This window comes from Lysinibacillus sp. COL-1 (genome assembly GCF_059814265.1).
Window position 1 is genome coordinate 1360581 of record NZ_JCAWSJ010000004.1, and the last position, 12665, is coordinate 1373245.

Annotated in this window: 13 protein-coding genes; 10 read left to right on the forward strand and 3 right to left on the reverse strand. The window is 40.1% G+C overall.

Annotation, left to right across the window (positions count from 1 at the left end; translation table 11 throughout):
- The first annotated feature begins 103 nt into the window (after window positions 1-103).
- From AC6BKE_RS14915 to AC6BKE_RS14940, 6 genes are all read left to right on the forward strand, one after another.
- Window positions 104-226, forward strand: a complete 123-nt coding sequence (locus AC6BKE_RS14915) for a hypothetical protein (RefSeq protein WP_268987987.1) — start codon at window positions 104-106, stop codon at window positions 224-226.
- Between the two features lie 173 nt (window positions 227-399).
- A complete protein-coding gene (locus tag AC6BKE_RS14920; RefSeq protein WP_036125184.1) occupies window positions 400-1167 on the forward strand; it encodes an isocitrate lyase/PEP mutase family protein in 768 nt (255 codons plus the stop codon).
- A 25-nt stretch (window positions 1168-1192) separates the two neighbouring features.
- Window positions 1193-1750: a bifunctional transcriptional activator/DNA repair enzyme AdaA gene (locus AC6BKE_RS14925; protein ID WP_036125187.1), complete on the forward strand. Its 558-nt coding sequence runs from the start codon at window positions 1193-1195 to the stop codon at window positions 1748-1750.
- A 14-nt stretch (window positions 1751-1764) separates the two neighbouring features.
- Entirely contained in the window at window positions 1765-2670 is a 906-nt protein-coding gene (locus AC6BKE_RS14930; protein ID WP_499857117.1) for a DNA-3-methyladenine glycosylase family protein, read from the forward strand.
- Window positions 2667-3152, forward strand: a complete 486-nt coding sequence (locus AC6BKE_RS14935) for a methylated-DNA--[protein]-cysteine S-methyltransferase (RefSeq protein WP_089933272.1) — start codon at window positions 2667-2669, stop codon at window positions 3150-3152. Before AC6BKE_RS14930 ends, AC6BKE_RS14935 begins: the two co-directional genes overlap by 4 nt.
- A 198-nt stretch (window positions 3153-3350) precedes the next feature.
- The gene (locus AC6BKE_RS14940) at window positions 3351-3680 is read left to right on the forward strand and encodes a DUF378 domain-containing protein (protein ID WP_036125191.1); all 330 of its coding nucleotides are present in this window, start codon (window positions 3351-3353) and stop codon (window positions 3678-3680) included.
- 107 nt (window positions 3681-3787) lie between these two features.
- On the opposite strand, the gene AC6BKE_RS14945 is transcribed toward AC6BKE_RS14940, so the two are convergent.
- Window positions 3788-5308: a CoA-acylating methylmalonate-semialdehyde dehydrogenase gene (locus AC6BKE_RS14945; RefSeq protein WP_499857119.1), complete on the reverse strand. Its 1521-nt coding sequence runs from the start codon at window positions 5306-5308 to the stop codon at window positions 3788-3790.
- 13 nt (window positions 5309-5321) lie between these two features.
- The gene (locus tag AC6BKE_RS14950) at window positions 5322-6683 is read right to left on the reverse strand and encodes an aspartate aminotransferase family protein (protein ID WP_101966330.1); all 1362 of its coding nucleotides are present in this window, start codon (window positions 6681-6683) and stop codon (window positions 5322-5324) included.
- A gap of 36 nt (window positions 6684-6719) precedes the next feature.
- On the opposite strand from AC6BKE_RS14950, the gene AC6BKE_RS14955 reads away from it, so the two are divergent.
- Complete coding sequence (locus tag AC6BKE_RS14955) at window positions 6720-6935, forward strand: hypothetical protein (protein ID WP_101966329.1); 216 nt, start codon at window positions 6720-6722, stop codon at window positions 6933-6935.
- 119 nt (window positions 6936-7054) lie between these two features.
- Here AC6BKE_RS14955 and AC6BKE_RS14960 read toward each other — a convergent pair whose 3' ends face one another.
- A complete protein-coding gene (locus tag AC6BKE_RS14960; RefSeq protein ID WP_036118693.1) occupies window positions 7055-8224 on the reverse strand; it encodes a PucR family transcriptional regulator in 1170 nt (389 codons plus the stop codon).
- A gap of 140 nt (window positions 8225-8364) precedes the next feature.
- Here AC6BKE_RS14960 and AC6BKE_RS14965 point away from each other — a divergent pair, with 140 nt between their 5' ends.
- The 3 genes from AC6BKE_RS14965 to AC6BKE_RS14975 all read left to right on the forward strand — a co-directional run bounded on the left by AC6BKE_RS14965 (window position 8365) and on the right by AC6BKE_RS14975 (window position 12524).
- Window positions 8365-9609, forward strand: a complete 1245-nt coding sequence (locus AC6BKE_RS14965) for a Zn-dependent hydrolase (protein WP_499857121.1) — start codon at window positions 8365-8367, stop codon at window positions 9607-9609.
- A gap of 44 nt (window positions 9610-9653) precedes the next feature.
- Window positions 9654-11057 carry a dihydropyrimidinase gene (gene hydA / locus AC6BKE_RS14970; RefSeq protein WP_342544886.1) on the forward strand — a complete coding sequence of 468 codons (1404 nt, stop codon included), beginning with the start codon at window positions 9654-9656 and terminating at the stop codon, window positions 11055-11057.
- Window positions 11058-11156: 99 nt separating this feature from the next.
- Window positions 11157-12524, forward strand: coding sequence for an NAD(P)-dependent oxidoreductase (locus tag AC6BKE_RS14975; protein WP_089933262.1), 1368 nt, complete (start codon window positions 11157-11159; stop codon window positions 12522-12524).
- Window positions 12525-12665: the final 141 nt, after the last annotated feature.

Below are 12665 nucleotides of genomic sequence, written 5' to 3' on the forward strand. Positions count from 1 at the left end.
CTATCATAATCACTATCACTGTTGCTTATTTTTATTTTACACATAAAAAAAGGTTGGCGTTTCGAACAATCTCAGTAATATAGTTCATGACGATTTCCGTTGCTTGTTGAACATCATAGCCATTATTGGGTTTATTACAGTGGTCATTTGGCAACGTGTAACGAAAGAAAAACGACAAGAAATTGCCTTCCAACGTAAGCATGCAAAGGAACAGGCGCTTACTTAATGTAGTTTGATTGAAATAACATGAAAAGACGTCAGGACAAAGCGATTGTTTTGGACGTCTTTTTTGTATGCCCCTATTGCGTCCAACGAGACCATAATAGCAAGATTGAGGACGAAATAAGTGGAGAATTCCTGATAATATGAGGTCAATCAAACAGTATGGAGGCTTTCGCTATGTCAAAAATTCAGGAATTCAATGATTTACATTGTGCACAAGAGCTGTTGTTTTTAGGAAATGCTTGGGATGTATTATCGGCATTAGCATTAGAAAAAGCAGGTTTTCAGGCGATTGGCACAACTAGCTGGGGTATAGCGAATTCATTAGGCTATGCTGACGGTGAATGGATAGACTTTCAACACCATCTAAATATTATTCAAGCTATTGCAGAGCAGGTGAACATCCCCGTATCTGCGGATATTGAAGCGGGGTATGGTCATGATGAACAAAGTATTATCGACAATGTGTTAAGAACAGCTGATGTTGGAGTAGCAGGAATTAACATCGAGGATTCCTTTAAAAAGCAAACTGGATTAAGAAATATAACAAAACACTGTCACCTGCTAGCAAATATGAGGGCAAGGCTAGATAATCATGGCTATAAAGATTTCTTTATTAATGCAAGAACAGATACGTATTTGCTGCTAATGCATCCGTTCGAGGAAACCATGATGAGAGCACAAGCTTATAGCGAGAGCGGAGCAAGTGGGGTCTTTATCCCAGGCTTAATAGATGTCAATGAAATAAGTGCTATCACAAGCAATGTGGATGCACCCATCAATCTTCTTTCTTTACCAGGATTAACAAATTGCCAACTATTAAAAGAATTAGGGGTAAGGCGTTTGAGCTTTGGCAATGCACTTTCAGATAAAATCATTGCCTATTTATCACAGCATGCTGCACAATTAGTAAAAGACCAAGATACTTCTTCTTTATATGTGTAATCTATGAAATCGAGGTGGTTCATTCGTGGACAATCCAATCAATTTATCCTTTGAGGAAAAGTGGGAAAAAATCATAGCATGTGATCAAACCTATGATGGGCTATTTTATACGGCAGTTAAAACCACTAAAATATATTGCCGTCCTTCCTGTAAATCAAGAAAACCGAAAAAGGTGAATGTTGAATTTTATGAAGATATTCAAGAAGTAGAAGCAGCCGGGTATCGTGCATGTAAACGTTGTCAGCCTGAAATAGAACATTCACCACATACCCAATTGATTAAAAATATTACAGCATTTATCATCAACGAGTATAAACAAAAGCTGACATTACAGGATATGGCGGCGCATGTCGGCATCAGTCCATTTCATCTTGAACGATTATTTAAACAAGAAACAGAAGAGACTCCCAGAACATATCTAGAAAAAATAAGAATTGATAAAGCTGCCCACTTATTAAAGCATACAGATGCTACAAATTTAGAAATTTGCTATGAAGTAGGATTTCAAAGTCCATCCAATTTTTATAAAGTTTTTCGACGGTTGAAAAATTGTTCACCTACACAATATCGACACCTTTCATAGCAAGGAGACCTATTATGAATTGGATAAATGCCGATTGTTATGTAGTCATCGAACCACCAAAAGAATTCAATTATATGGAATGTTTGCTGTTCTTAAAGCGCTCCAATCAAGAAAATTTGCATCATATAAAAAAGGACACACTCTTCAAATTATTAAAGATAAATGAACGGCTTATTTTATGTACCGTCACCGAGCAAGACAATAAAATAAAAGTATCCTTTCTGATGAATCAGCCAGCTGTCCATGAACGAGCAATCATCGTACAATATATAACAGAGTGGTTTGATTTAAACAGGAACTTGCAGGACTATTACCAGATGGCTGAACAGGATCCCATCTTATGTTCACTTACGAAAAAATATAGTGGATTACGTTTAATCGGAATTCCTGATTTATTTGAAGCACTGGTGTGGGCTATTATTGGACAACAAATCAATTTAACATTCGCTTATACGTTAAAAAAACGATTTGTAGAACATTTTGGAGAGCATGTTCACTTTAAGGGACAAAGCTACTGGCTCTTTCCGACACCAGAAAAAATAGCAGCCATTCAGGTAGAGGACTTGAGAAGCCTTCAATTTACATTGAGGAAATCAGAGTACATTATTGATATTGCGAAAAGTATAGCAAATGGCCAATTGACAAAAGGTTTATTGCGTCAAAAAGACAGCTACGAGGATATGAAAAAAAGTTTAATGGCTATTCGAGGCATTGGTGCATGGACAGCCGACTATGTGTTGATGAAATGTTTACAAGAGCCATCTGCTTTCCCCATTGCGGATGTTGGATTGCATAATGCAATAAAAACACAATTAGCATTAGAGCGAAAACCAACGCTTGAGGAAATTCATCACTATGCGAAACATTGGCAAGGCTGGCAAGCTTATGCCACCTTTTATTTATGGAGGTCACTAGTATGAAACGGTATAAATTAGATTACAAATCGCCCATTGGAATTATTGAAATCGAAGGTAGTGAAACAGCTATTGATGGGATTAATTTTGCAGAGCGAGGGGAGATTGTCAATATCCCTCAACAAGATACTCCTCAAGTGCTACTAACATGTGCTAAGCAATTGCATGAGTATTTTATTGGTGAACGTCATGCGTTTTCATTTCCCTACACCTTTAAAGGTACTGATTTTCAGCAAGCAGTTTGGCATGCCTTACCTAGTATAGGCTATGGTGAAACAGCTTCTTATAAAGATATTGCAATGGCCATTAATAATGAAAAAGCTGTAAGAGCTGTCGGTAGCGCCAATGGCAAAAATAATATAAGCATTGTTGTTCCTTGCCATCGAATTATTGGCTCTAATGGAACGTTGACAGGGTATGGTGGCGGGATGTGGCGCAAAGAATGGCTACTTCAGCATGAGCAAACCTATAAAAATCCATCCAAGTAATGTTCGTTCATCGTCGTACCTTTCTTTGTGATAATAGCATCACTGCAATTCCATGCTGTATAAAAAAGTAGTTATTGCAAAAAATAAGACCGTCAAAATGGCGGTTTTAATGACTAGTCTTTGTCATTTTATCGCTTCTTATGACATCTCCCTGCTGAAAATTCAGCTTGGAGTAAAGACGATAAAGGAGGTGTACGCATGAGCGTGCTTTATAGAATTGCCTTAGTATTAGTCATTATAGGTGCAATCAACTGGGGACTCATTGGATTCTTTAGATTTGATTTAGTTGCTTATTTGTTTGGTGGACAAACTGCGGTCTTATCTCGATGGATATATGCCCTTGTTGGACTTGCGGGTCTAATCACCATACCAATTCTTGTGAAGCGATTTGAAGACGAGGATGATGTAGATACATTCACTCGTATGGACAGAAATCCTAGCTATGGCATGGAGGCTGGGGAGGAAGCGGATTTCACTGAAGTAACAAAGACAGAAGTGAAAAAAGTGGAGAAAAAAGAGAACGACTAATTAATCTGCAAAAACTGGTGACCCAATTTGGTTCGTCAGTTTTTTTAATAGAGCAAAAACATTCGCATGGCTCCTTTAAGAAGCAACACGAATGTTTATTTTAGTGATTAGTCTTGATTACTCGGAAAAGCAAAGGATGAGGTTACATCATTTCCTTGTTCCACCCATCTTTCTGATATGGTTTTCGCTTTTGTGAAGAAACGTACTTGGTCAGGGCCAAACATATGCCCTTCACCGAATCTTGAACGTTTCCAGCCACCGAAATTGTGATAGCCTACTGGAATAGGAATGGGCACGTTGACACCTACCATTCCAACTTCAATTTCAGTGGTAAATTTCCGAGCAGCCGCACCATTGTTTGTAAAGATTGTCACACCATTCCCTAATTCATGGGCATTAATAAGAGCAATTGCCTCATCCAATGTAGCTACTCGAACAATATTCCGTGCAGGTCCAAATACTTCTTGCTCATAAATTTCCATCCCAGGCTTTACGTGATCGAGTAGGGTAGGACCCAAGTAGAAACCATTCGATTGCTTGGCGATATTAGGATTTCTTCCATCACAGACAATTGTAGCACCTTCTTCCACGCTACGATCGATAAAACCAATAATGGCATCCTTGGACTGCTGTGTAATAACTGGTCCAAAATCGACTTCGGAGTCTGTATACGGACCCACTTTTAATTTGGCAATTTTATCAGCAAGAATACTGACTAATTTATTGGCTGTATCCTCACCTACAGGAATAATAGTTGAAATCGCCATACAACGCTGAGAGGCAGCTCCAAAGGCAGCACCTAGAAAGGCATTGGCAACGTGCTCTAAGTCAGCATCTGGCATAACCACCATATTATTTTTACCACCACCTAACGCTGTCACACGTTTCCCATGTTTAGAGGCTGTGGCATAAATAGCTTCTGCGACGGGTGTAGAGCCGACAAAGGAAATTGCTTCAATGGCTGGGTTGCATAACAGCTCATTGACAGCCTCTTTATCGCCATTAATGACAGTCCAGACACCATCTGGTAAACCAGCTTCTTTCCATAGCTCTGATAAAAATAGAGCGGAGCAAGGAACACGCTCTGATGGCTTTAAAATCACACAATTTCCTACGGCTATCGCCATGCTTGTAATGGCTAGTGGAACCATGGCAGGGAAATTAAATGGCGAGATAGCCGCCACTACGCCTAATGGTACTTTCATCGAATAGGCATTGATATGACCACCTACATTAACGGAATATTCACCTTTTAGTAGATGTGGGGCATTAATAGCTAAATCTACTGACTCTAAACCTCGTGTAATTTCGCCTTTTGCATCCTCCATTGTTTTGCCACTTTCAGTACAGATCATATCGATTAACTTATCCATATTTTCTGTTAATAGTTGGCGAAACTTTAGGACGATTTCTGCTCGTTTCCCAATAGATAAAGCACGCCAAGCTGGGAAGGCAGCTTTGGCAGCAGTAATCGCTTCCTGCACCTCCGCTGTTGTTGCTAAAGGAACACGAGCGATGACAGTGCCAGTACTTGGGTTGTGAACATCTGATAACTGGCCACTTTTCCCTAAAATCGTTTGTCCATTGATAAAATGACCTAGCTCTTTTATGTCGGTATTCGTTACCATCTAGCTATTCCTCCTACAGTTTAATAGATTGTAATGCCTGCACAAATTTTTCAATAATAAAATCTTTCTCATCTGAGGAGATAATCAGTGGCGGAGATAATGTCAATACATTATTGAAACCTGCAACGGTTACACCATTTTTCCCAATGATTAATCCGAGTTCCTTACATTGCGCAATCACTTTGTTTACAAGCGTAACATCGAGTGGTGTTTTGCTGTCTTTATCTTGAACAAGCTCAACGCCAATCAATAAGCCTTTCCCACGAATATCCCCAACATATGGATGTTCCTTTAATTGCTCCTGTAAGGTAGCCAGAAGTGTTGCTCCTAGCGAAGCGGACTGGGCAAATAAATCTTCCCGCTCCATTATTTCAATATTTTTTAGTGCTACGGCACATGCCGCTGGTGATCCACCGAATGTGTTGACATGGCGGAAAAAGTCATATTCCTCACTCCCTGCAAAAGCCTCATAAATTTCACGGCGAACAGCTGTAGCTGACAGAGGCATATAAGCACTTGTTAAGCCTTTCGCCATTGTCACAATATCAGGCTGGATGCCGTAATTTTGAAATCCAAAAGCTTTGCCAGTACGTCCAAAACCACAAATTACTTCATCGACAATAAGCAATGCACCATGCTTTTCACAAATAGTTTTGACCCCTTGTAAGTAATGGTCATGGGGCATAAGCACGCCACCACCAGTGATGATCGGCTCCATAATGATAGCTGCAATGGAATCGGACATTTCCCATGTCATAATATGATCAATCGCTTGAACGGATGGTAATGCACAAGGGTCCTTACTTTTAATATGGTCTTCATTTGCACGATACGTGTCAGGCGGTGTGACATGAAGAAAACCAGGTGCCAGTGGCTCATATTTATATTTTCGCTGAGCTTGTCCAGTAGCTGCCAAAGCACCCATTGAGCTCCCATGATAGGCACGATAACGAGAGATAATTTTCGTTCGATTGGCATGACCTTTTTGTTGATGATATTGTCTAGCGATTTTGAAGGCAGCCTCATTTGCTTCAGAGCCACTATTGGAGAAAAAGACGACATAATCATCTTCTAAAAGCTCACTAATTTTTTCGCTTAATTTAATGGCAGGGATATGCCCTACAGATAATGGTGTATACGTATTTTCAAGCAATTGCTCATAGGCAACTTTGGCAATGTCCTCTCGTCCATAGCCAACATTCACACACCATAAACCAGCCATAGCATCTAAATAGCGTTTTCCTTCAATGTCGGTAATCCATGCTCCTTTAGACGATTGGACAATCATCGTTGCATTCGGATTGTATGGCTTCATAGAGTGCCAAACAAATTGTTCATCTTTCACTTGCCAATTTGGGCTTGTTACATTAGTCACGAAGCTTCACTCCCTCTGTATAGGTGGTTGAATAGCATGCATATGTTTGTATCAGATGTGGACAACGAAAATGCACAGTTGACCCCATTTGTACTTTATATGTATGCCTTAAGTGTTTTAGAAGGGGTATTTATCTTGATTGAACTGAAGATTTCCTCCTACTCTGAGGGAGATGAGTGTTTGCAGTGGGTGTCCAATCAATCGCTGAAAGAAAAGAACACCGTCAAAAAACACCACGTTCTGTGGCAATGACGGTGTGACCAATATCATGTTGCCTCACAATCTCTGGAGGATGTCGCAGATTTTGTAGCCGAGTTTTTTTGAAAAAATAGCAGAGGTAAAAAGATTGAAAAATCAGATAATTAAGCAATCTACTGATGTGTTAAAACATCCTCAATTAAAAAAGCAATATACAGGTTAGTTTTCGTAAAGGGATTACTTAAGTCCATGTCCAATAGCATTTCGATTTTCTTTATTTTATAAAGAACCGTATTACGATGAATAAATTGACGTTCACTAATCCTACTTGTACTGCCATTTTCCTCAACAAATATACGTAAAAAAGGAACGTAATCTGTGTTGTGCAATTCATCATAGCGATAAAGCTGTCCTAAAATATCCTGACTGAAAGACTTCATCAAGGGCTGATTTTGCACAGCCATAAGTATTTTATAGGCACCAATTTCTTGATATTTGTATAAGTAACGGTTGTTATGAAGCTGTGCTAAATGAATGACAGTTAATGACTCATCATAGCTTTTACGAGCATTTTCTAGCTCTTTATAATAGTTCCCTTTTCCGATAATAATATCTAAGAAACCGTTTTTTAAGGTGATTTTTTCATAGATTTCTTCCACGACTTTTGAGAAGGGTACATTCGGTGTTATGATTTGAGCTTTATCAATTAGAAAAATGAGGTGATTTTTATGCTTTAATTTTAAGAAGCGTTGATAGCGATTTTGAAAAGCGAATTGCATCATCACCTCATAACGGTCAATAGAAGCTTGAGTGCCAATGGTTGTGCAAGTAATGATCGCTAATTCTCTCCCGTGGGGAAATCCTAGCTGTGCTAGTTGATCTTTCATCGTGTTAGCGTTTTGTTTGTAGTGAAATAGTAGATTGAAAAGTACCTTTTCTTCGATGGAGAGCTCTTGATGATGGTTGGCAATAAATTGAAAAGTAGTTTTTAATAGATCGGCAATACGATAATTCCATGGCATTTGAAAAATAGGGAAATCATGTTGATTAGCGAAAGAGATGACGGCTTCTGGAATATCAGGAATGAAAGGCCCTGTATTAATGATAAAGCCAGCTACTTTTTTGGTGTAGGCTTGTTTGACAAGCTGTTCTAAGGAAGCTGCTTGTGCATCTAAATGAATGCCTGTTGTGACGACTAATTCATTAGGTCTACAAAACATGATTAAATCACTGCTCTCCACAACGTTAATACCAGTAACTCTGCGATACGTACCACTATGTCCAGCGACTAATGTGAGCATTGGGAATTGAACACCCTCTACAATTTTACGAATCGTCCCCATATTTCCCCCCCTTAATTATGAACATAACTTACCATATATGATGTGCAGTTGCACATATTTTTTTAGTTTACTATCCATATCTCACAAGTTTTATTTTTTTTAGAATGTTTAATAACTACTGTGAAAGAGAGGACTTGCATATGTATAAATGTAATAGTAGACGATTGCAAGAGTTAATTGAACAATTTAGTCAATTTGGAGCCACTGACAATGGTGGTGTCACACGTTTGTCTCTTTCGGATGAGGACGTTTTAGCAAGAAACTATTTTTGTAAGTGTTGTGAGGCGTTAGGTATGAACATTCAGGTAGATGATATGGGGAATATTTATGCCACGCTTCCTGGGAAAAAGAATGTGCCGCCCATCGTTATGGGTTCCCATCTAGATTCTGTTGAAAAAGGTGGGAGATTTGATGGCGTGTTAGGCGTACTAACAGCTATCGAGGCCATTCGAACAATAAAGGAAAATGACATTGATGTGGATATTCCACTCATGATTGTCAATTTCACGAACGAAGAGGGGGCACGTTTTGATCCAGCCATGATGAGTTCAGGGGTCATCACCTCGAAGTTTGATAAAGAAAAAATGCTGCAATCCACAGATAAAAATGGCATTCGCTTTCAAGAAGCATTACAAGCAAGTGGCTATGAAGGAGAGCAGGTCAATCGTCTAAAAGAAGCACTGGCTTATATTGAATTGCATATTGAGCAAGGGTCAGTACTAGAGGCAAAACAACGTGAAATTGGTGTTGTTGAAGGTGTACTAGGTATGGTCTGCTACGAAATCACCATTACGGGGCAATCGAATCACGCAGGGACAACGCCAATGTCAATGCGCAAAGATCCGATGATTGTTGCATCGACGATCATGACAGAGCTCCATGAGCAATTAGGCAAGGTGGATGAACAGCTTGTGTTTACCTTTGGTCGTATGCATGTTTCTCCAAATATTCATACAGTTATCCCGAATAAGGTGACATTTACCATTGATTCCCGTCACCAAAAGCCAGAGGTCATGCAACTGGTTGAGGATATTCTCCATGCACTTCCAGAGACAGCAGGCGGATGCCATATTCAGCCCGTCAAGCTATGGGGAAGAGATACCGTGCATTTCGATAGCGCCATTTGCAATGAAGTAGAAAGAGCATGTCAAAGCTTTGGTTACTCAGCTCATCGTATGTTTAGCGGCGCTGGTCATGATGCACAGTATATGGCAAGTATGGTTCCTTCCGCGATGATTTTTGTCCCAAGTATCGAAGGCAAGAGTCATTGTGAAGAAGAGGAAACAACCTTTGAGGATTGTGCAAAGGGAGCAGATATTCTACTAGAAACGGTGTTAACGCTACAAACAAAGTTTAGTCTGGGCGAGACATATACACTGCATTAAACATCAAGGATTCTCTAATTTTGTGATGAAGGGTGAGGGGCACAATGAAAAAAATCATTAAAGGTGGACGAGTTGCAACTGCTGCTGACGTATTTGAGGCAGATATTTTAATTGATAACGGTAAAATTGTTCAGATTGGACAAAATTTAACGGATGCTAATGCTGAAATAATTGATGCAACAGGGAAGTACGTATTACCTGGTGGCATTGATCCCCATACGCATTTAGATATGCCATTCAATAATACGGTGACAGATGATGATTGGAAATCAGGTACAATTGCAGCGGCCTATGGTGGGACAACTACTATTTTAGATTTCTGTTTAACAGCTGGGGAAGAAAAATTGTCTACAGCGGTGGAGAAATGGCATGACAAGGCTAAAGGAAAGTCAGCTATTGATTATGGTTTCCACCTAATGATTGGCGACTTAACACCTGAAACGGAAGCTGAATTACCGAAGCTACTGGAGCAAGAGGGCATTACCTCTGTAAAAGTCTTTATGGCGTATGCAAAAGAATTCCAAGCAACAGATCGTACTTTATTTAAAGCCTTTAAAATCGCTAAAGATCTTGGTGCCGTGGTGATGGTACATTGTGAGAATGGCTCTGTTATTGATGAGCTGGTAGAAGAAGCTCGACGTGCTGGTCATAAGGAACCCATTTATCATGCACTGACTCGTCCAGCCGAATTAGAGGGAGAGGCAACAAAGCGTGCCATCGAATTAGCCCATATTGCTGGAGCAAAGCTCTATGTGGTGCATGTGACATGTAAAGAAGCAGTGGATGAAATTATTGCTGCTCGTGAAAAAGGCTATGACGTCTATGGTGAAACTTGTCCGCCATATTTAACACTCGATCAATCAGCCTTAGCACAGCCAGGCTTTGAGGGAGCCAAATATGTATGGTCGCCACCACTTCGTCCGAAGTATCATCAAGAGCATTTATGGCATGCATTAAAGGCGAAACAGCTTCAGACCATTGGCTCAGATCAATGCTCCTTTAGCTTTAAGGGCAAAAAGCAGCTAGGCTTAAATGATTTCTCGAAAATTCCAAATGGCGGGCCATTCATTGAAGATCGATTCAGTATTTTATATTCGGAGGGTGTAGCAAAGGGGAGAATTTCAATCCATGAATTTGTGGATATGATTTCTACTAGTGCGGCAAAAATATTTGGCTTATTCCCGCAAAAAGGAACGATTGCGATTGGTTCTGATGCGGATATCGTTGTTTTTGACCCAGAGGCAAAACGCCAAATTTCGGCTAAAACGCATCATATGAATGTTGACTATAACCCATATGAAGGCTGGGAAGTGACAGGGGAGCCTGTTAGTGTCCTAGTCCGAGGGGAATATGTCATTAAAAATAAAGAATTTGTAGGCATACTTGGCAGTGGACAATACATTAAACGTCCATTAAGAACAGTAGTTGCGGAAGCGTTAAATATTTAGCTTCCTTCAGTAGACGACCGATTGTTTTGACTGGAGAACAAAACAATCGGTTTAGTAATTGATTCACGGAAAAAATGCTCACATGAGGGGGATGTGGAAATGGTTCCGATTCAAGAAAACGCGATGACCATACAGCTTAGACGTAATTTCATGGAATTAAAAGGAAAGATGACAAAGAATGAGGCTATTGAGGAAGCCAATCGTTGTCTATATTGCTATGACGCTCCATGTATTAAAGCCTGTCCAACAAGTATTCAAATCCCGAATTTCATAAAAAAAATTGCATCTGGTAATATGAAGGGTTCTGCTACGACTATATTAGAAGCAAATCCTATTGGTGCAAGCTGTGCGAGGGTTTGTCCAACAGAAGAACTATGTGAAGGGGCGTGTGTCTTAAATTCTTCAACAAAGCCAATTAAAATTGGTGAGTTACAGCGTTATGCAACGGATTGGGCAATGGAAACAAATGCCCAGCTATTCCAACCAGGCCAGCATAATGGACAGAAAGTAGCCATTATTGGAGCAGGCCCTGCTGGTTTATCGGCAGCACGTGAACTCAGCCGCTTAGGCTATCATGTAACGATTTATGAGGCGGAGGCAAAGGCTGGAGGTTTAGGTAGCTATGGCATTGTAGCGTTCCGTTTACCAAATGAAGTTGTAGATTGGGAAGTGGACCAAATTGAACAGCTCGGTGTGGACATTCAAACCAATACAGCTGTAGGTGTGGATATTACAGCAGCTGAAATTTTGGCGCAATATGACAGTGTGATATTAGCTGTCGGTATGGGGGCTGTGCCGAATCTGGGCATTAAAGGTGAAGAACTAGAAGGTGTACATGATGCCATTGACTTTGTGCGAAAAACAAAAATGGGACCGCTTACAAATGATATTGTAGGAAAACGAGTAGCTGTGATTGGAGCAGGAAATACAGCCATTGATGGTGCTACAAGTGCAGTGCGCTTAGGTGCTGACAATGTGCAAATTCTGTACAGAAGAACGCAAAAAGAAATGACAGCGTACAAATTTGAATATGAATTTGCTAAGCAGGATGGCGTGGAATTTAAATGGCTAACTGCACCGAAGAAAATTATTGGCAATGAAGCGGGCAAGGTGACAGGCATTGAATGTGTGAAAATGAAGCTTGGTGAGGCTGGTGCTGATGGGAGACAACGACCAGAAGAAGTTGAAGGCTCCAATTTTATCATCGAAGTGGATGCGGTGATTAAAGCCATTGGACAAACGCGTTTTGTATCGTTAATTGAAGCCTTTGGTTTAGCCCATACAAATGGGGTTGTCGATATTGATGAAACGACAATGCAAACGTCTCATGACAAAGTATTTGCTTGTGGAGATGTTGTCTTTGGTAATGGACAGGGGGAAGCGATGGTGGTGACCGCTGTACAACAAGGAAAAGATGCAGCATACAAGATTCATGAACGTTTAAGAAAACCAAGTGAGATTGCATAAAGTGAACCTTCAATCCGTGGAGGTTTTTCATCCTCCACGGATTGTTAGTTTCACCAATCGGGTTTTTACAGGCTGTTGATTCAGCATTTGAATATTTGGGCATACCTTTACATTCTGAAGTCGGGGTCTTACAGCTTATAC